Raw genomic sequence first — 20,746 nt, 5'->3', positions numbered from 1 at the left:
CCTTCTTGCTATTCATTATACGGGATTACGGGCTACAGCACAAACCTGACCTCCCGGTAAGGTAAAGATCCTGGCCCCCAAAATCCTACGCAGGAACCCAGGTTTTATCCAGGCGGCCGCGGAAAGGGCCGGGCTCGCTATTTCACCGCCTCAAAGGCCGGCTTTACGACTGGAAACTGCCTGGCGTCACTGGTGGACAACGTCGGAAACCATTCGATTGCGGACGCAAAATTGGCGTGTTCAGCGGCTAAACCGATAATAAAAAAGCGTCCCTGCCGGAACGCTAGGCTTAGCAATTAACGCCTTAAGTAGGTTGTGATTCCTCTTTAATTCTCTCCCACTCAGCCTTCAATAAACCCTGGCACATATCAGCAAAATCTTTAATGTCCTTCTGTGCTTCTGATAATTCAAAAACAGTCTCGGCGGAAAGTATCTTTTGGCTCATTTCATCCAAGTCCTGCAAAAAAGCTGTTTCTTTTGGATTTAGACGAAGTTGAATTAAATAGCTGGTCTTAAGAAAATAGCATACTAAGTCATTATATGCTGTAGCAAAAGGGATTTTGCGCGCTTCTTCATCACGCAGGCGGCTAAATTTAAGAACCAGAATTTCATGGCTCTTAGAAAGAAAGTCCGCCATAGCTTCCCTAAGGGCGTCAACCCATTTAATTCTTTCGGAAGTAATTAACTCTTTATAGGTTTTCTTCGAATGAGTCGATAAATCCGCCCTTAACTTATTGTGGTTATACCAATTATTTGCAAAACAAGTTAGTATTGATACTACAATAGCTACCAAAGCAGTACCCAAAACCTCCACCCAAACCACCCCATCTTTCTAGATGCAAACTTCGGCAAAATAAGTTAAATTCCTGCAAAAAAGCTATACGCTTTGCCTCATTTCATCCTTGAAATATGCCCGCTCACTGTCCAGGCTGCGGTAATGAATTGCAAGAACCTTAAAATTATAAGTTGGTTCAGAAATCCAACCTATCAGGGAAATGCCCCGGAAGGAGTGTCATATCTTCGGAATGGCTATGGTTTCTCAGGCGCTGGAATACGCCGGAACCGTCATGATACCGGTCAAACATTGGCATCGTAAAAGATATGCGATGCAATAGAAGCTTATGCAAATAAACGTAAAGGCCAAGGATAGCAGCGTACCCTTGGCCTTTACGTTTTCTGTTTTTTTTAATTTTACCAATGCAAAGCAGCACTATGCAAAGTTATCTGAACAATAATTTGTGCAGCCAATGCTTTTTGATATCAATGGCTTTCTTAGGACACAACTCATGGCAGCAAAAACAGCTGATGCACTGATCCAAATCCGGCACAGGCTTTCCTGAGCTCATATCGATGATCCTGGCAGGGCATCCCCTTTGGCAATCGCCGCAGGAGATGCACAGATCATAGTTAAACACCGGTTTTGCCCGCAAAATGTTTGCCAGAAAATTCGCCGCAAATTCGGGCATGGCGCCGGCCAGTAAGTTGTCATGCAGCGAACCCGGCAGTTTAAACGGCGGTATGTGTATGTCCTCCAGCCGTGTCCCCTTCACTGTCAGGTCTTGCAGACTGCCGCTGAAGATTCCCCTGTCCCGGGCCAGTTTTACAGTCGGCACGGTTAACGGGTTAATGCCTATGATATGAGCGGCCGCCGTATCCAGAGCGTAGGGATTTTCCGAGGCCAGGATAAGCCCCGCATGCCTTTTTTGCCCGGCGGAAGGCCCGTCCCCTTCCATTCCTTCTATGGCGTCAATAATTGTAAAGACCGGCTTGATATATTCGCAGATGTCTATCAAATGGTGCGCAAAATTTTCCACGCTTTTCATCTTGAAATGATATTCAGCTTTAATAAGCCCGGGTATCACGCCGAATAAATTTTTGACAGCCCCGGTATAAACCATCATGCCGTGGGTTTTCAGCTTAGCTGCCGATACAACAAAATCAACATCCTCCGCAATTTTGATGATTTGCATGCTCTTCAGCTTTTGCGCCTGTTCATTCGTGACCTGTACAGCAGCAACATCATAATTCAGCTCGCAGCCTGTTTTCTCCGCCACTTGCGTCATCCCCGCCGCCTTATAGATCCCTTCCAGCCGCTTTACCGTAAAAGGGCCGCCCGGGCTGTCCCCGACTATTACCTTGCACCCCGCGGCCTGGAGGTATCTGACAACCGCCTCGACTACGGCCGGGTGCGTGGTAACCGCATCTTCAGGGGCATTTCGCTTTAACAGGTTTACCTTGACTAAAACCCGGGCCCCGCTGACCATTTTGCTTTTGATTCCGGGAAGATTGTCCAGGCAGGCGAAGACCGCCTTCTCCACTTCTTCATACCCATAGGCTGCACACTCTGTAATGCTGACAGTTTTCATGCGCTTTCTCCCCCGTAATAAATGATTTCCTTTGTTGCGTTTTTCAGATAAAACCAACCTTCTTGCAATGCGCCATCATCAACTCTGTTTTTTCACGGTCCAGGCCGGGCCATGTAAAGTTCAGCGCCTGCAAAATGCTTTCCGTTTTTTGGTTTTGCACGATAAACGAGGTTTTGCTTGCCCCCTCAAAAAACATATTCGAATGAACGAGAACCCTGGTAATGTAGCTTTTCACCGTTTCATCCTCATACTTTGCATACAGATATTTTATAAAATCATTGACCGGCATTACGTTGACAGCAACCCCTGCCCGGCTTATCAGTTCAGCCAGGGTAACCATGCTGACCTGTTTGCTGTTGAACAAATGGTAGGTTTCATTTTGTAAATTTTTCTTATCAAACAGCAGGACGATGGCTTTGGCGACAAAATCAATAAAAGAAAAATTCATGGTTTTCTGGTGCATTTCCGGAAAATACCCGATATTCAACAGCGATTTCAGCAGTGTATAGAACGCATTGTCCTCTATATTTTCCTGAAACACGCCGGAGGCAGAATCAAACACCAGATTGCCGACCCGGAAAACATTCGCCGTCAGTCCCTCGCCCCTGGCCTTTGCCAAAGCTGTTTCCGCCGCCAGTTTCGTTTCCACATAGTAATTATCGGAATGCTGGCCCACATTACAATCATATTCCGTAAACAGCAGCCTGGCTTCCCCGTCCACATACCCGCTTCCCACGCTCGTGGTGGATATAAAGTTGTATGCTTTTTTCCTGCCGGTATTGGCAAATTCGATCAGCCTTTGGCTGCCCTGCACATTGATCGCGTAAAATTCGGCGTAATGCCCGTAATGTTTTACATTGGCCGCCGAATTGATAATGCAGTCAATCTTGGCCGCCAGATTCATGTATTCATCCGGACTGAGGCCCAGGCTCTCTTTGGAGATGTCGCCGCTAAACACGCGTATTCTGTTTGCCAGACTTCCGTTGTCCGCCCTGCTGAAATTAAAGTAAAATTTGAGTTTGGACCATAACCGGTCTTCCGCCTCCGCATCGTTTTTCGCTCTTACCGGTACATAAATGGTGTAATCGGTGTTTGCCAGCAATTGGCGTAAAATGTGTACGCCAAGATATCCCGTGCTGCCCGCAAGCAGGATATTCCGGTACTCTTCCCTTTCCCCAAGGTCTATGTCCCGGTATCTGCGGTTTTTCATCCTGTATTCTTTGAGCCTGTTGCGCAATTCGCCATCAAAGCCAATGCTGTCCGCCCTTGCCGCAGCCGCCTCATTTAAAGCGCCGATTGTTTCTTTTAACCTGTCCTTGGAGTATTTCACTGCGTCGGCCAGCGTCCGGATGGTCTGATTTTGGAAAATATCGTTGATCCCTATCTCAAAATCCAGCGCCAGCTTGGCTACAACCTGGATAGCCTTGATCGAATTTCCCCCCAGCATAAAGAAGTTATCTTCGATGCCTATCGTCTCTATCCCCAGTATTTCCTGCCAGACCGCCTGAATCCTCCGGTCGGTGTCATTTCTCGGCGCCGTATAGCTTTCTCCCGCGATCCCCCGGCCGGCCGGTTCGGGCAACGCCTTCCGGTCAATCTTGCCGTTCGGCGTTAACGGCATATTGTCAAGCTGGACAAAATACGGCGGCACCATATACTCAGGCAGCTCTTTTAACAGGTATTCCCTAAGCTCATCTGTCTCCGGCGCAGGATTTGCCACCATATATGCGGCCAGATATTTATCCCCCCGCTGATCTTCCCGGGCGATTACCACCGCTTCCTTCACGGCGGCATGCTGTAAAATCCGGTTTTCTATTTCGCCCAGCTCGATCCGGAAGCCCCTGATCTTTACCTGGTGGTCAATTCTGCCGAGAAACTCAATGTTGCCGTGGGGCAGCCAGCGCGCCAGATCGCCCGTCCTGTACATTCTTGCCCCGGGGATAAAGGGATTGGGCACAAACTTCTCCGCGGTCAGCTCCGGCCGGTTCAGATACCCTCTGGCCAGGCTGTCGCCTGAAAGGCACAGTTCGCCGGCCGCGCCGACCGGCTGCAGATTGTTGTTCCGATCCAGAATATAGACTTTTGTATTGTCAATAGGGCGTCCGATCGGCGGCAGCATGTCCTTGGGCGCATCAGGGAAAACCCGGGCCCAGGTCGCGACTACCGTGTTTTCCGTGGGGCCGTAATGATTGAACAGCGCAAAGGGCAGGTCCGGCGCGGGTCTGCGATGCAGCTTATCGCCGCCTGTCAGCATGGCCCTTAACGCTATGCCGCCGGGCCAGGCTTCGGCCAGTAAGGCTTCCGCCAGCGGCGTCGGCAGAAAGCTGACGGTAATCGCATTGTCCTTGAACCATTGAATCAGGCCTGACAGGGAAGATCGCGTTGCGTTATCCGGAATATACAGGCCGGCGCCGGCCGTTAAATACGGCCATATTTCCCAGACGGAGGCGTCAAAGGCCTGCCCCGCTATCAGCGTGGCTCTGTCCGCAGGGGTTATGTCATATTCTCGCCGGTGCCAGTAGACGAGATTGGCCAGGCTGGCGTGCTGCACTTCAACCCCTTTCGGGTTGCCGGTTGAACCGGAGGTATAGATAACATACGCCAAATCCTGTGAAGTATTTTCCGTGGCAAACCCGGCAGCGTCTCCCCAGTACAGTTCCGGATCTTCCAGATCCATCGTCTCACCCGGGAATACTGCTTTATCAAGCAGGTGTTTTTGCGTTAGCAGGATGCCTGCCCCGCTGTCTTCCAGCATATAGCTGATTCGCTCAGCCGGGTATGCCGGGTCGATTGGCAGATACGCCCCGCCTGACTGCAAGATCCCCACCAGTCCGATGATCAATTCCGGCGAGCGCTCCGCCATGACGCCGACAATGCTGTTGGCTTTGACGCCCTTATTTCTTAACACCCTCGCCACGCAGGCTGCTTTTTCGTTTAAAGCTCTGTACGTCAGCTGTTGATCCTCATAGGCCACCGCAATATTGTCAGGCGTTTTCCGCGCCTGTTCCGCAAAGAGGGCGGCAATCGTCCTGTTTTTGGGATATGCCGCCGCCGTATCGTTGAAGCGATAGAGGAGTGCTTCTTCTTCTGCCGCCGTAAGCAGCTTCAGGTCTTTCACCGCCGCGGCGGGATTGCCGATTACGCTCGCTATCATTGCTTTCATATGCGCTTCCAGCCTGGCGACAAAGGATCTGCTGTATACCTGCGCATTATAACTAAATTTGATGTGGAGTTCTTTACCGGGAATAATAACCAGATTAAAATCGTAGCTCGTTTGTTCGAAAGCCTCAATGCCGCCAATGGCAATCCCCGACTTAGCATCTCTGATCTCTGTCGCCGGGTAATTCTCAAAAGCCACGATGTGGTCGATAAGGGCGCTTTTCAACGCCGTGGTCGCCTGTATTTCCGCCAGCGGATAATAGCTGTACCGCTCCGAATCCACCGCAGCCTGCTGAACCTCCTGCAACAGCCGGGCAAAGCTCTTTTGCCCGTCACACTTTATGCGTACAGGCAGCGTATTAATAAATAACCCCACCATTTTCTCCACGCCCTCTATTTCGTGGGGCCTGCCGGATACAACCGCACCGAAAACCACATCCTCGGCATTGTTATACCGCAGCAGCATGACACCCCATAGGGCCTGCATAAGCGTGCTCAGAGTTACGTTGTTGTTCCTTGCGATATCCTCCAGGCCTTTTCGCGCCGCCGCATCCAGCGTGAAGCCAAACTCTTCCGGCTCATATTTTCCTATTTCCGGCGTGCCGTTGTTTCGGGGAAGGGATGCCTGCACTTCATAATCGCTTACATATCCTCTCCAATACGACGCGGCCGCCTCATTGTCCTGTCCGGCAAGCCATTTGATGTAGCCGCTGTACGGATACACTTCGCCTAAATCCGCCGGCCGGCCCTCTTGCAAAGAGGCATAAATGTCCAAAAAGTCCTTCAGGATAATGCCCAGGCACCAGCCGTCCATAATGATATGGTGGAAGCTCCATATCAACTTGTAAGATTTCGCAGCCGTCCGGATGACGCTTAAACGAATCGGCATATCTTTACGCAGGTCAAAGCCGCGCATTTTATCCTGCGTTTTATATTTTTCAATGAATGACATTTGCGCCGCGCCGGTTAAACCGGCGGCATCCTCAAGGGCAATATCGGCCCGCCGTTCCCGCAGCACAACCTGCAGCGGCCTGGCTACCTTCTCAGAGACAAAAACGGTGCGGAGAATGTCGTAGCGTGCGACCAGCTGGTTGAAGCTTTCCTGAATATGCCGCATATCCAGGCTGCCTTCCACTGACAGGATGGTTTGCTCAAAATACGCGGCGGATTCATTGTCCAGCAGCGCATGGTATAACATCCCTTCCTGCATAGGCGACAACGGATATACGTCTTTTACATTTCTCGCATCAATGCCGCTTAACGCGTTGGCCAGCGCATCAAGTGTTAAATGCTTGAACGTAAAATCGCTGGGGGTCATTTCGCTGTAGTCCCTAGCGGCGCAATGCTCCGCCACCCGGATGAGATGCTTTCTGAAGCCTGCCGCCACAGCTTCAATGGTTGCCGCTCCATACTCGTCCCGGCTATAGGTAAAATTCAAGGTCAGCCGTCCCTGCGCCACCATGCCGTTTATATCGATGGCATAGGGGCTTTCCATGTCAGGAGACACGCAGTCCCCGGCAGTAAGCTCTTCTATTGCAAACCCGTCATTGCCCCCGTCGAATTGCCCCAGGTAATTAAAGCTGATTTCAGGCTGCAGGTTAAACTGCAGCGCCGCCTTGTATCCGGGCGAGGTCAGATATTTGAGAATGCCATAGCCAATACCTTTGTTTGGGATTTGCCGCAGGCTTTCCTTCACGGATTTTATCCGGCAGGCCAGTTCCCGTTCGCCGCTCATGTCAAGGATCACAGGATATTGGGCGGTAAACCAGCCGACGGTCCTGCTGACGTCCACACCCCTGATGATTTCTTCCCTGCCGTGTCCTTCCAGATTGATCAATATCCGGGCATCCCCGGTCCATTCCCTGACCGCAAGCCCCAACGCCGTAAGCAGAAGATCGTTGATCTCGGTATGATAAGCGGCGTTTGCCCTCTTGAGCAGGGTTGCCGTCTCTTCCTCCGTCAATTTCACCTGTACGGTGTTATGCTCCCGATAGCTTCTCACGGCAACCGATTGATCCTTAATAAGCGGTTTCACCTCGATTGCCTCCAGCCCGGCCCAGTAGGGCACCTCCTGCAATAATTCCCGGCTGTCGGCGTAAGCGGCCAGTCGCTCCGACCACTCTTTGAAAGAATCGGTCTTGTCCGCGAAGGTTATTGCTTCCTGCGACAAGGCCTGCGTGTACCCCTGGAAAAGATCCTGCAGAAGGATTCTCCAGGATATCCCGTCCACTACCAGATGATGGATAACAAGGAACAGATGGTCCCCGTCCCTGGCCTGGTACAATTTTGCCTTAACCAGCGGGCCGTTATATAAGTCCATGCTCCTTTGCAGCCGGCCGGACTCCGCCGCCATAATTTCCCGGAAATTCTCAGCCTCGCGTAAATCCAGCGTCTCCAGGGTGTACAGTCCGGCCTCTGTCCCCCGGTTAAACAGCCGTCCCTCTTTCGCTACGATTCGCAACGCGTCGTGATGCTCCGCCAGCCTGACAAACACGCTGCGCAAAGCGGCTTCATCAAACCCCTCCCGGCGATACAGCATTACCGCCTGGTTAAAGTGGTGCTTGTCCGTAAAGCTTTGCTCAAACAGCCAGTGCTGGATCGGAGTCAGTCCGATATCGCCTTCGACAACAGCCTGAACTGCTTTCCGGCTCGTCGCCTTTACATAGCCGCTCAGTTCGCCAATGGCAGGATGTTTGAACAAATCCTTCATTTCCAGCTTTAACCCGTATTGATTCAGCCGCGACAGCACTTGTATCGCCTTGATCGAATCCCCGCCCAGCGCGAAGAAATGATCCTTCAGGCCCACTCTTTCGACTTTCAGTACTTCCTGCCATATCCGCGCCAGTATTTCTTCCGTTTCATCCCGCGGCGCCATATATTCCACAGCAGCAGCCAGGCTCAGGTCAGGCTCGGGCAGCGCCTTCCTGTCGATCTTGTCGCTGCCGGTCAGGGGCATCTTGTCAAGCTGGATAAAATAGGACGGGACCATATATTCAGGCAGTTCCTTTAACAGAGCTTCCCTCAGTTCACCCGTCTCCACCGCACGGCTCGTCGTAAAATACGCCGCCAGGTATGCCTCCCCTGCCCGGTCTTGCCTGGCAATGACCACCGCTTCCTTTACCGCTCCATGCTCCAGCAGCCGGGCTTCAATTTCTCCCAGTTCGATGCGGAAGCCTCTGATCTTTACCTGATGGTCAATCCTGCCGAGAAACTCTATATTGCCGTCAGGCAGCCAGCGCGCCAGATCGCCCGTCTTATACATTTTTGCCCCGGGGCTAAAGGGATTGGGCACAAACTTCTCCGCGGTCAGCTCCGGCCGGTTCAGATACCCCCGGGCCAATCCGTCGCCCGCTATGCACAGTTCACCGGCGGCGCCCACAGGCAGCAGCCGGTTGTTGCCGTCGAGAATATAAATTTGCGTGTTGCTGATCGGAACGCCGATCGGCACCGAGCCATACCCGCTTGCTTCCGGACTGTACTTCCAGGTGGTTGCAATGACGGTTGCTTCGGTAGGTCCATACGCGTTGATATAGACCCGCCTATCCTTCCATTTTTCCATCAGGCCCTTGGTGATGGCGGACCCGCCGGTGATCAGCCGCTTCAAGCCGGGCACATCCCCCGGCTCAATACCGGTCAGATACGGTGGCGGCAAAAGCGCGATGGTAATCCCGTTTGCAGCGATAAAACGGGTAAACTCGCCATAGTTATGGATCGTATCCCGTGAAACGATATACAGCGTTGCTCCGGCCAGCAGGCTGGTAAACATTTCCCATACCGAAGCGTCAAAGGAACTGCTGGCGAATTGCAGCATTCTGTCCTGCCCGCCGACCTGGTAGGTTTGCTGAAAGAAGGTTTTCAGGTTGGCGATTCCCTGATGCGCAATCATAACCCCTTTCGGATTGCCCGTTGAACCCGACGTATAAATGATGTATGCCAAATCCTCCGGCGTATTTACGCTGTCCAGGTTTGTCTCCTCCCCCTGATACAGTCTGCCGTCTTCCAGGTCCAAAACTTCACCCTGATAATCCGGCGGCTGCATCAGGTTCCTGCCGGTCAGCAGGATCGCCGCGGCGCTGTCTTGCAGCATATATTGGATCCTGTCCGCAGGATAGTTCGGATCGATCGGCAGGTACGCCCCGCCCGCCTTGAGCACCGCCATCACACCGATCACCATTTCCAGGGAACGTTCGGTCATGATACCCACGATGCTGTCAGGTTTGACCCCTTTATGGCGCAACACTCTTGCCAGCTGATTCGCCCTGGCGTTTAGCGCCCGATAGGTCAGCTGACGGCCTTCAAACACTGCCGCCGGCCTTTCGGGCCTCTGTTCCGCCTGATCCTCAAGCAATGCGTGGATTGTCTTGTCCCTGTCATACCCGGCCTGCGTATTGTTAAACGCCCTTAACACCTTCCGCCGTTCTTCCTCCGGCATCATTTCGATCTCAGCGAAGCTTTCCCCGCTGTTTGCCAGGACGGCCGCCAGCAAATGGCTAAAATGACTGATCACATTTTCAATCGGGACAAATTTGGCAAAGAGAGCGGTCTGATAGTCAAAATCAAAGACAACGTCTCTTTCCTCATTATAGTCCCTGACAAAGATCGTCAACGCCGTCCGCTCATGCCGGTGCGACAGGCTGACGATCTGATAATCGCTGGCCGTATGATAATTTTCACTAAAATCACGGTTGATATAGGAAAGCGACAGGTCGTAAATATTGCTTTTCTCTACGGCGCCGTTAAACACCGTCCGGTAGATCTCTCCGAAGGGCAGTTTCTGGTGCCGGTAGCATTCCATCAGTTCATTCCTGATATACAGCATCAGCTGAATAAAGGTTAAATCCTTGCCCGGCTGGAGCTTTAACGGCATCACATTGGCGAAAAGCCCCAGCGTCTGCTTGTATTTGGCCTTGCTTCGGTTCAGAATGGGAACGCCGATGACTACCTCGTCTTTGCCGCATAACCTGCTGAAATAAAGAAACAGCACCGCCAGCAGGAAATGGAACACCGAGCAGCCCTGCGCCTCGCTGAAGGCAATGATTTGATTGTACAAAGACCTTTTAACGGCGAAGCTGATCCGATCGCTGGTCACGCCGGCGGCGGCGTCATCGCTCTCCGCATTCCTGCTAAACAGCGGTTCGGGAATCGTCCGGTACTTTTCCTGCCAAAAGGCCTTGTCATTTAAAAACGCGGCGGAAGCGAGATAACGCTGATGCTCCGCGACAAAATCAGTATAGGAGTAGGTGATCCGGTCCAGCTCTGAAGCGCCTGCAAGCAACTGATTATAATTTTCAATGACCTGCCTGTACATAATCGATAAGCCCATGCCGTCAATAATGATGTGATGCACTTTCATCAGCCAGAAATACGTGCCCGCGTCACACTTAACCAACGCAAACTGAAATAAATTCTCGCCAAATGCCATGGGAGTCAGGAATTCCCGGTTCAGCCAGTCGAGGCAATATTCATAGGCGTTTTCCTGCTGGGAAAAATCGTGGAACGGGACTTCATAGGCCAATTCCGGCAATATTTTCAGACAGGGTTCGCCGTTTTTTTTCGCAATATTGCTGCGAAAGCTGTCATTATGTCTGATTACGGCGGCGATTGACCTGCTTAGCGCCGGGACGTCCATCTCGCCTTTAATCTCCATGTATCCGCCTAAGTTGTAGATCGGCTTGCCGGGATATAGGCATTGTTCAAGCCAAATATCCCTTTGGTAAGCAGTCAGTGCATACTCTGTAGCGGTGAGTTCCTCTTTTCCCATGTTAATGCTGCTCCTCCCCGGATTTTTGCTCCGCCTGCAACAAAGATTCAAGCGATAGCATTTGATCGAACAATGCAAACACTTCCTCCGCGTCATAAAGATCCTTGGTCAGGCTCACTTTGATGTGCAGCCTGCCGGCAAGGGTGGATGACACCACAAGAATTGTCTGCGGTTTAAAATAAAAATAGGCGGCATCCACTAATTTTTCCATTACCGGCGATGTGATAACGCCCAGGTTGGAATAGGTCAGTGAAAAGTCCCCCAGGGGGGACCTCTTCGGCATTGTTTTTTGGCACAGCGTCAGGCACTGTCTTTTTGTTTTTTCATAGGAAAAGGCTGCTGCCGCAGCCAGGCAGGACAAACTGTAGGGGATGCCTCGCCGAAACCACTTGAATACGGCCTTGATTTGCGGTTCCATTGCTTTGCCGCCAAAAAACTGCGCCGGCAGGCTGGCTATCAGATTTCCGTACGTATTTTCCGGCGTATAGGGCCTAATCGGCTGCATGTCCATCGGCATCGAAATCAGCACGCGTTTTTTATCATGGCCGCATTGATGGCTGTATTGCAAGAAGCTTTCAGCCAAAATGGAGCACATATGTTCTGTTAAGGTCGTATTATTGCGCTTGCAAAGGCGCAATATGTCCTGGGTATCCTCCCGGCTGAAGCTGTATGCCTTGAGCGCGTAGCTGTTGTTGGGTCCGGGCTGCTTGCCGTAACTGAGATCTACCGTATTGTGCGCGGCCTTTTTGCCGGCTTTGCACATATATTCAACCAGGAAAACCGGCAGCCACACAAAGGCCTTGGCTCTTTTCAACCTGCCCGCCAGTTTCTGCCTGAAAGCTGCTTTGGCCTTTGGCTCAACGCTGCCGGCGGCCTCTCCGCCGGCGTAATACTGCAGCCATCTTTCAATCCAGAAAATAAAAGACCGGCCATTGGCCAGAACATGATTCATGCAAATGACCGCTGTACGGTCATCGACAATAGTGATGTAAAAGGGCAGGCGTGAATTGGTAGGATAATACTGGCGTAAAACAGCCGCCTTGTCATAGCGCCGGTCAAACTCCTCCTGCTCAAAGCGCAGGAAATACTCTATTTCATCCGGTGAAAACCGTTCCCACGCAAACATATTTTGTTCCGGCCGTTCCGCGATTCTGGTTTGCAGCAGCGGATTCTGCAGGATCAGTTTCCGATAGCTGGGAAACAGTTTTTCACCGTCAATTTTTTCTTTAAAAACAACGGTAGCCATCATATTATTGGATGAATTGTACTCCTCAGTCCCCAGAAAATATAAGCCGGCCAGTTGAACCACCTTCATATGCCTACACCTCATTACACTTAATCTATTGAACTTCGCAGCAAAGCCTGCTTAAAAAGATGCGGATGTGCGCTTTTTAAGCAGGCTTTAATAAGATCCCAGAGTTCCGGCGCGTTTGGCTTTTTTCACGCACCAGATGAGAAACAGCAACCCGCCGCCAAAATAAACGGCTGACTGGGAAAGAAGCAGCAGTAAACTGCCATCCCGCCATAAATCATGCAGCGAATAGGTCTCCAGTAAAGTCTGCCGCAGCAAGATGACCCCCTGCGTTGTCGGCAGGGTTTTCGCAAAGATGGCCAGCCATTGGGGGAACTGCTCAACGGGAACCATGGAGCCATTGAGAAACAGCAGCGCATTGGCCGTTAAACTGGCCAGCTGGCCGATCCGTTTAAATAGCAGCGTCGCCCCGGCAATCATGAAACCAAAGCCAAACAATCCGGCGATCGTAACAATGAATACGGGCAAGCCCGACCAGCGGAGCGGAATACTGACCCCAAACCCCCAGAGCATCACCAGCGTCAACAGTAAAATATGAATCGTAGCCGTAATCAATGTGGAAAAAGACCGGCCCATTAATATCAAAGGCACGGGCACAGGACTCATAAAAACTTGTTCCAGCGTGCCAGCCTGCGCCTCTCCCAGCAGGTCATAGCACATATTGGAAATCACAATGGTGGAATACAGCCACATTAAATAACCCACTAAGATAAAAGCAAGGCGGTCCGGAGTGACCTGCCCCCCTCCCATGATAAAGCCGATGCCAAGGAAGACCATGCCCATCACTAAAAGCTGTAAAAAGGTTTCGAATTTATAGTTCCAGGAAATAAGCAGCCCTTTGTAGGTCTCATTCAGCATAACTTTGCATGTCTCCATCGTTGACCTTCCCCCCCCTTGTTTTTCACCAGCTTTAAAAACACTTCTTCCAAATCCGGTTCTATCGGCGATGCGGCAATCAGCGTCATGCCCTGTTCTCTTATTTTTAAAAGCAAACCGTATAATTCAGCCTGACTGCTGATTGGCCCGGTCAACAATACCGTGCCGTTTTCCTCGGTTACGCTGAAATCCCCGGGCAGATTCTTTTCCAGATTGGCGAAATTTCCTTTTGCCTTAATCTGATAGCAGCCCTGTCCAAAAAGCGCCAATAATTCAGCCAGACTCCTGTCGGCAATGATCCGACCTTTATGGATGATGGCCACACGGTCGCACAGCTCCTGCACCACATCCAGCTGATGGGAAGTAATGATGACCGTTTTCTGATACTCCCGGGCCAGCCGCTGCAGCAGCGCCTTCATGATCTGAGTCGCCTCAACATCCAGGCCCAGCGTCGGCTCATCCAGGATAAGAATAGGAGGATCGGCAATCAGAGCGCAGGCAATGGCAATTCTTTGCTGCATCCCCCGGGAAAAATTCCGGACAATATCATTGCGCCGGTCCCACAGCTCCAGCTCCCGCAGAAGCTGTTCGCTGCGTTCGTTTAACGCTCTGCCGGAACAACCCTTCAGCCTGCCGAAATACATTAAATTCTGCCAGGCCGATAAAGGCCAGTAGATATTTCTCGTTCCTTCCAAAACCACCCCGATCTGCCGCATGGCATTGCCGCGCTCCGGACCGGTGTCGCAGCCGTTGAGCAATATGCGGCCGGAGGTCGGGGCGACCAGGCCGCACATCATTTTGATGGTTGTGGTTTTGCCTGCGCCGTTTGCGCCCAGAAAACCAAAGACTTCGCCCCTGTGTATCGCCAGATTCACGTTGTCAACGGCTGTAAAAACAGTTCCGTTATTTTTACGATAGGTCTTGCTGAGGGCTTTAATTTCCACTGTCATGCCTGTCACATTCTGTTCACGCAAAATTGCCCCTCCACCTTTTCAAAAATTCGCCGCCGCGCCGCTTCATGTATCTTGATCCATTCCCATGGCCTGCATCAATTTGGCTTTGCTTCTGCAATAATCATACCGCGCCTGGTTATGTTTCGTCTTAGCCTGAGCCAGCGTCAGCTGGGCGTCAATCACATCCAGGTTTGTACCGGCGCCCTCGCGGTAGCGGATTTCGGTAATCCGGAAAATCTCCCGCGCCTTATCCACCACACCTTTTGTTGTGGCGATGCGGTTTTCCGCCGCCCTTAGGTCATGGTAGGCCTTGCTTACGTCAAGAGCGGCCGCTTCTTCCGCCTGTCGGGCTTGTTGCCGCGCTTTGTCCATTTTACTTTCGGCCTGCTTCACCTTGGACTTTACAACGCCGGCGTCAAATACATTCAGAGAAGCGGTAAGGCTCACCATCCAGTAGCTTTCCTTCGCCCCGGGAAAATCCTCGTCATACCAGTCATTGCTGCCATTCAAGCTGATTTGCGGCAAATTTCCGCTCTTTTCGGCTTTTACGCCTTGTTTGGCGGCATTAACCCTGATTTGGCTCTGTATGACCGCAGGGTGATTCCGCCGGGCGTATTGTATGCACTCCTCAAGGGTACGAGTATCGCTTTCATAGGCTATTGCTCCATTGCCTGTCGCCGTTATCGTGATTTCATGATCCAACGGCAGTCCCATCACATTGTTCAGGCTGTCAATCGCCAGGTTATAGTCGTTCTGCGCCGTCATGAGATCCTGTCCGGCATTGGCCAGTTCCACTTCGGCGCGCAGTACCTCGGCTTTGGTTACCAGCCCTTCTTCATATTTCACCTGCACATTTTTCAAATGCGCCGTAAGATTCTCCATGGACTCCTGGCTGATTTCCAGCAGGCTGCGCGCCTGCAGTGCGTTGAAATAGGCGGTTGTTGTGTCAAAGGCAAGCTGCTGTTTGGCTTTTTTCACTTCCAGACGGGCAGCATAAAGATTGTCTTCGGCCTGCCCCAGCAATCCAGCCCTTCTTCCTCCGGTATAAAGGGGCAGGTTCAGCGTGATCCTGTTCCTGAATCCATTGCTTTTAAGGGCGGAACCGGACAAATAGCCCAGCAGATCATCGTTCAGCGTAGAAGCGGCGATTTCCGCCCGGGAATATGTATGGTCATACTTTAGACCGGGGCCGAACTCCCCTCTGATTTCAGCAACGGCCCAAACCGCCTGCGACTGGTCCGCCTCGGCTATTTTTACCGCGGGATTATTCCGCAGCGCCAGAGCGATGCTCTCATGCAGCGAAAGCTCAACCGGAGCCGCCCAGGTATTCATACTGTTGGCCAGAAATATGATCCCGACAGGTATTGCGACCCAGCACGTTTTCCATACCTTCTGTCTTAGCATGTAATTATTCTCCTTTTCACTTTGAGGCCGCAATGGCAATCTGGGCGGTCATCATCCAGCGCAGACGCTCATCCCAGTAATCCGGAGCAATAAACACGGTATAGGTAATATCCCCCCGTTTCTTCTCCCCGTAAGGCCGGATAAATTGGACCCGTCCGGGAATCTCCAGCCCGGGTATGCCGTCAAACGTCAAAATCGCCGTGTCGCCGGCCCGGACCTTGACGACCGCCAATTCGGTGAGGTCGTCGCTGCGCACCTCCCAGGCGGTTTCGTCCGCAAGCCGCACCAATATCTCACCGGCTGGCGCATGCTCGCCCGGTTTCACATCCAGGAAAGCCACCGTACCGTCGATCGTTGCCCGCAGCTCTGTCTTTTCCAGTTCACCTTCGGACTCGGACAATTTATCCTTTTGGGCCGCCAGCTCCGCCTCCGCCTGCGCCAGCCCGGCCCTGTCCCGTTCAACCGCTGTCTCGGCCTGCTCAAGCTGCTGACGGGACGTGGCCCCGGCCGCGTCCATCCGCTGCTGCCGCTGCCATTCCCGTTCCGCCTCCGCAAGCTTCACCCCGGCCTGCTTCACGGCGGCCTCCGCCCGTTTTACCGCCGAACCGGCGCTGTCCACCCGGGCCTGGTAATCCGCCCGAACCAGCCGGATAATCGGCTGCCCGGCCTGCACCCTGTCCCCTTCTTTGGCCAGTACCTCACCCACCATTCCGTTCACAGGCATTACCATCTGGGAATAATGCACCGGATACACAATCCCTTCGGCCAATACGCGCTCATCCGCCTTTATTGCCGGCAGATCCTGCGGCTTGTTTTGCCGGCCAAGGTTCAACAGCCAGAAACCGCCCGCCAAAGCTACAATGATGACTGCTGCCAGCAGCGCCGACGGCAGATGACGTTTCATCCAGCTCTCCTGGCTCCGCAATCCTTTGTTCATTGCCATTCACTTCTCTCCTTGCCCTTATTCGTATTATTATTGATAACTTAATACATCCCGTACGCTCAGTCTGGCCGCGTTCCAGGCCGGCAGCAGGCTTGCCAGCGCCGACAGCGCCGTCGACAGCCCCAGCCAAATCCCTACGCCCAGAAAACTGAAGGAAAATGCCAGGGGGTTTTGCATAAACAGCACCCCTACCTGATGGCTCAGCAGCGCCGCCACCGGCAGCGCCAGCAACGCTCCCGCCAGCCAGCTCAGTACGCCGATGCACAGCGCTTCCACCACGAATACTTTGCCGATGTCCAGGCTGGAAGCGCCAACCGCCCGCATCACGCCAATCTCCCGGGTCCGCTCCAGGACGTTAATCCCCATCGTCCCCGTCAGTCCCAGCGCTCCCACTACCGCCAGCAGCACCGCCATAATCAGCAGAAAAATGGTGATTATGGCAAACTGCGAGCGAATCCGCTCTTTTTGCTGCCAGGTAATCGTCACATTCTTCACCCGCAGGCTGTTTTGCTTCATATGCTCTTCCAGCGCTCTGCCCACCACGCTTTGCGTCTGAGGATCGGCGGAATTGGTAATGATCTGTACGGTCCGGGCCCGGCCGGTCTCCTGCACCGCTCCGGCCATCCATTCGTAAGGGGCGTATACAATCGGCCCGGCCAGTATGCCCTGAGCAATCCCCACCACCGTAAACTGCAGCTTGCGGGGGCCCACCATGACCACCGCCGGGCCGCCCACCTGTAAATGCGGATTGTCTTTCAGCACCTCCGTATTGATGACCAGGGCGCTTTCATCTTCAGGCAGCAGCCAGCGCCCCTGAAGCATCTGCGGATGGATCATCCCGGTATCAGCCGGGGGCGCAAGAATAAACACATTTTGGCTGGCCTCGGCCTCGGATTCCTTGCGTACGTCCTGCAGCACCCGGCCGGCGGATCTCCCCCAGGGTTCCGCGGCTTTAATACCGGGCACACGGAACACCTCCTGCTCAATGCGGTTCACCCGGTAGCTTTGGGCAAATTCCACCGCCATGTCATAATGAAAATATTCCATCGCCTGGTCCAGAGTGGAATACAGGGACGCCCGCACCGAAAATACCGCCATAAATACCGTCCCGGCCACGGTCAAAGTCAGTAGGGTCAGCGCGAGCCGCCCCTTGCGCCGGAAGGTGTTCCGCAGCGACAGCAGCACAGGCCGGGGCAGCCCCTTCAGCCGTTCCAGCGCGGCATCCACCCAGATGTCCACCCGGCCCCTGGCTTCCACACCACTGATGCCATAGTCATTTAACGCCTCCCGCACCGTGATGCCGGTGCCGCACCATACCGGCCACAGAGCCGCTGCCAGCGGCACCAGGAGGGCCACTGCCATTTCAACCAATATGACCCGCAGCGGCAATTCCAGCCCACCGGACTCAAAGTTAAACATTTCGGACATAAAACCGGTCACCCCACTGGCCGCCAGCGCTCCCAGCGGGGCTGCCACCACCAGCGCCAGAATGCCGTAGGCCCCCACCAGTGTCAGGTACATCCGCAGAATCTGATCCCGGCGCGCCCCGATGGATTTCATAATCCCCAGCTGACGCACCTGCTGCGTCAAAATGGAGGATATCGTATTCACCAGCAGCAATGCCCCCAGCAGCAGCGACAGCGCCCCCAGCACCGCCAGCAGCAGCAGCAGGGCATTGATAACGCCCTGCATCAGATGTTCGCCGGGCGTATTCACCTGCAGCCAGGATACCGTGGTATCCCCCTGTTCCAGTTTGCTCCAGGCCTTCCGGCCCACCGCCTTGATCGGCGCGGTGTCCTTTCCCTGCAGTATGCCGGGCTGGACCACCAGATTGACCTGATCCAGCTGCCGCGTTTCATCCAGCTTCTCCAGGGTATCCATGTTGATGTAGCCGTAGGCGCTGCCGCTGAATTTGCTGGGGAACTGGCTGGGATCATATACAGTCCCGGTGACCTTCAGCCAGCGTTTGCGCCCGGCAGCAGTCTCCACGAGAATGGGTTCCCCCTGGGCCACCCCCAGTTCGGCTAAAGACGAGCGTTCCAGCAGCGCATCCCCGTCTCCCGGCGGCCAGGCGCCGGACTGGGGCCGCACAATATTCACCTTCTGTTTGGCGTAATCCGGAATGGCGATCAGCATCATCTGCCGCCACTGATCCCCCGCCGTGCGCACCCGCAGGTTGACATTGCGCCTTCCCTCGGCCTCCTTGACCCCGCGCAGGCTGCGGACGCTCTCGGCCAGTTCCTCATCAAACGGGTCCGCATACAGGCTGGCGCTGGCCGGCGACGCCGCCGCCCAGCTGATCGCCAGATCCCGCTGAAACATCAGATACGAGCTGTACACCATGCCCACCGCGAACACCCCGACGGAAATAGACAGCACAACCAGGGCCGTCCGCAGCTTGTTTCCCCACAGGTCGGCCCACACCTTGCGCCAGCGCGGCGCCAACAGAATATAGCGGATCATGCTCCCCCTCCCGCGGTTGCCGCAACGACCTGGCCCTCGGCTACCGTTACGATCCGGTTGCCCCGGCTGGCCAAATCATCGTCGTGGGTTACCATCAAGATGGTTTTGCCGCCGGCAGCCAGTTCGCGGAACAGTTCAATCACCGACTCGGCGGTGCGGGGGTCCAGATTGCCGGTGGGTTCGTCCGCCACTAACAGCGGCGGGTCATTGGCCAGGCAGCGGGCAATGGCCACACGCTGCTGCTGTCCCCCGGACAGATGAGTCGGCAGCTTGCCCGCCTGCGCCCCCACCCCTACCAGGTCCAGCAGCTGCATTGCCCGTTTGGGCCGTTCCGCCGGCGTGTAGACATTGCAAAAATCCATGGGCAGCATCACATTTTCCAGTGCGGTCAGCGTCGGCAGCAGCTGGAAAAACTGAAACACAACCCCGATCGTGCGGCCCCGCCATACCGCGATTTGATTTTCCGTCAGCATGTGCACCGGCGTGCCTGCCACCCACACCTCCCCGGCCGTGGGCCGGTCGATGCCGGTAATCATATTGATCAGCGTGGACTTGCCGCTGCCCGACTTGCCCACCACCGCCACAAATTCACCGGCAGCCACGTGAAACTCCACACCTTTCAAAGCCGTAAACTCACCGGCGCCGGTTACATAAACCTTGCGTACCGCTCTCAGAGCCACCGCAGCCGTACCCGGCCGGGGCTGCGGCAAATCCACAGCCGCCAGCCAGGGGAGTAATTTGTCGAGCATTCTATAACCCCTTCCCTTACAGCTCCCCAAAAAGCAAGCCCGGCGCATCTTTTACGGCGCGGGCTCACGAACAGGAGGCAGACTCATAAACGTAAATATATACCTGCCTATCTTTCTGCACCCAACTTCAAACGGATATCCTGCCTCATAGCCTGTCCCGGCTCTTGCCAGCAGCTTGCCCCCAAAATTACCGGTGTTTTCCTGCCAAACCAGTTCGGCATCCTGATAATCAAGAAATATATGTTCGATCGGAAAGAACGCTTTAAAAATACTCTCCTTGGCCGAAAAAACCATAAACAACCGCTCAATCTCCCGGTTATCCCGTTGCTTTACCCAGGCAGTCTCCCCTGGTGTGCACACCTCCTTTACGATGTCCCGCGACACGTTCGCGTCGATGATTTCAATATCTATACCTATCCCGGCTGCTCTTTCCTTCGGCGCCACTGCTGCCAGCGCTAAACCGTCCGAATGACTGATCGCCCCCGCTACGCCGCCTGGCCACACAGGTTCATGCTGCGGTCCTTTAAGGACGGCCGCAGCATCTATGTTGATGTCACGCAATGCACTATGGGCGGCAATCCTGCCGATGCAAAATTCGATTCTGCGCTTTTTTACGGCTTTGGCGCTAAGCAGTGCCATTTCTTCCGGATATAGCGCCGCCTCGTCATAATCACACGCTGTTTTTACGGCAAAGCCAAAACCGTCTCCGAATGGTGAACTGATACTGTCAATTGCCAACACCTCCTTTCATGATTCCTTC

11 protein-coding genes are annotated in these 20,746 nt (G+C 53.6%); all 11 read right to left on the bottom strand.

The annotated features are described in order from the left end of the window. Window positions 1-304: 304 nt before the first annotated feature. The 11 genes from ALO_RS00940 to ALO_RS00890 all read right to left on the bottom strand — a co-directional run bounded on the left by ALO_RS00940 (window position 305) and on the right by ALO_RS00890 (window position 20,727). Window positions 305-814 (bottom strand): hypothetical protein, encoded by a 510-nt coding sequence (locus ALO_RS00940; protein ID WP_004091884.1) that lies wholly within the window; start codon window positions 812-814, stop codon window positions 305-307. A 406-nt stretch (window positions 815-1,220) separates the two neighbouring features. Next, window positions 1,221-2,366 (bottom strand): DUF362 domain-containing protein, encoded by a 1,146-nt coding sequence (locus tag ALO_RS00935; RefSeq protein WP_004091881.1) that lies wholly within the window; start codon window positions 2,364-2,366, stop codon window positions 1,221-1,223. A gap of 43 nt (window positions 2,367-2,409) precedes the next feature. Further along, window positions 2,410-11,286, bottom strand: coding sequence for a non-ribosomal peptide synthetase (locus tag ALO_RS00930; protein WP_004091880.1), 8,877 nt, complete (start codon window positions 11,284-11,286; stop codon window positions 2,410-2,412). A gap of 1 nt (window position 11,287) precedes the next feature. Then, the gene (locus tag ALO_RS00925; protein ID WP_004091874.1) at window positions 11,288-12,601 is read right to left on the bottom strand and encodes a hypothetical protein; all 1,314 of its coding nucleotides are present in this window, start codon (window positions 12,599-12,601) and stop codon (window positions 11,288-11,290) included. A gap of 87 nt (window positions 12,602-12,688) precedes the next feature. Further along, window positions 12,689-13,474 carry an ABC transporter permease gene (locus ALO_RS00920; protein WP_139025285.1) on the bottom strand — a complete coding sequence of 262 codons (786 nt, stop codon included), beginning with the start codon at window positions 13,472-13,474 and terminating at the stop codon, window positions 12,689-12,691. Further along, entirely contained in the window at window positions 13,450-14,448 is a 999-nt protein-coding gene (locus ALO_RS00915; RefSeq protein ID WP_004091870.1) for an ABC transporter ATP-binding protein, read from the bottom strand. Before ALO_RS00915 ends, ALO_RS00920 begins: the two co-directional genes overlap by 25 nt. Before the next feature lie 42 nt (window positions 14,449-14,490). Continuing rightward, the gene (locus ALO_RS00910) at window positions 14,491-15,831 is read right to left on the bottom strand and encodes a TolC family protein (protein WP_004091868.1); all 1,341 of its coding nucleotides are present in this window, start codon (window positions 15,829-15,831) and stop codon (window positions 14,491-14,493) included. A gap of 16 nt (window positions 15,832-15,847) precedes the next feature. Then, window positions 15,848-16,774 (bottom strand): efflux RND transporter periplasmic adaptor subunit, encoded by a 927-nt coding sequence (locus tag ALO_RS00905; protein ID WP_004091866.1) that lies wholly within the window; start codon window positions 16,772-16,774, stop codon window positions 15,848-15,850. Window positions 16,775-16,804: 30 nt separating this feature from the next. Beyond that, window positions 16,805-19,237 (bottom strand): FtsX-like permease family protein, encoded by a 2,433-nt coding sequence (locus ALO_RS00900; protein ID WP_004091864.1) that lies wholly within the window; start codon window positions 19,235-19,237, stop codon window positions 16,805-16,807. After that, window positions 19,234-19,986, bottom strand: a complete 753-nt coding sequence (locus ALO_RS00895; RefSeq protein WP_004091858.1) for an ABC transporter ATP-binding protein — start codon at window positions 19,984-19,986, stop codon at window positions 19,234-19,236. The genes ALO_RS00900 and ALO_RS00895 overlap by 4 nt, the downstream gene beginning before the upstream one ends. 51 nt (window positions 19,987-20,037) lie before the next feature. Then, window positions 20,038-20,727 carry a 4'-phosphopantetheinyl transferase family protein gene (locus ALO_RS00890; protein ID WP_413788489.1) on the bottom strand — a complete coding sequence of 230 codons (690 nt, stop codon included), beginning with the start codon at window positions 20,725-20,727 and terminating at the stop codon, window positions 20,038-20,040. Window positions 20,728-20,746: the final 19 nt, after the last annotated feature.

This window comes from Acetonema longum DSM 6540, assembly GCF_000219125.1.
Classification (GTDB): Bacteria; Bacillota; Negativicutes; order Sporomusales; family Acetonemataceae; genus Acetonema; species Acetonema longum.
Note: the sequence above shows the minus strand (reverse complement) of the source record. Positions and strands in the feature narration are given on the sequence as shown.

Excerpts from the sequence above, each read along its gene's own strand:
- ALO_RS00935 (WP_004091881.1), bottom strand. The coding sequence starts at position 2,366 with ATGAAAACTGTCAGCATTACAGAGTGTGCAGCCTATGGGTATGAAGAA.
- ALO_RS00930 (WP_004091880.1), bottom strand. The coding sequence starts at position 11,286 with ATGGGAAAAGAGGAACTCACCGCTACAGAGTATGCACTGACTGCTTAC.
- ALO_RS00925 (WP_004091874.1), bottom strand. The coding sequence starts at position 12,601 with ATGAAGGTGGTTCAACTGGCCGGCTTATATTTTCTGGGGACTGAGGAG.
- ALO_RS00920 (WP_139025285.1), bottom strand. The coding sequence starts at position 13,474 with ATGGAGACATGCAAAGTTATGCTGAATGAGACCTACAAAGGGCTGCTT.
- ALO_RS00910 (WP_004091868.1), bottom strand. The coding sequence starts at position 15,831 with ATGCTAAGACAGAAGGTATGGAAAACGTGCTGGGTCGCAATACCTGTC.
- ALO_RS00905 (WP_004091866.1), bottom strand. The coding sequence starts at position 16,774 with ATGGCAATGAACAAAGGATTGCGGAGCCAGGAGAGCTGGATGAAACGT.
- ALO_RS00900 (WP_004091864.1), bottom strand. The coding sequence starts at position 19,237 with ATGATCCGCTATATTCTGTTGGCGCCGCGCTGGCGCAAGGTGTGGGCC.
- ALO_RS00895 (WP_004091858.1), bottom strand. The coding sequence starts at position 19,986 with ATGCTCGACAAATTACTCCCCTGGCTGGCGGCTGTGGATTTGCCGCAG.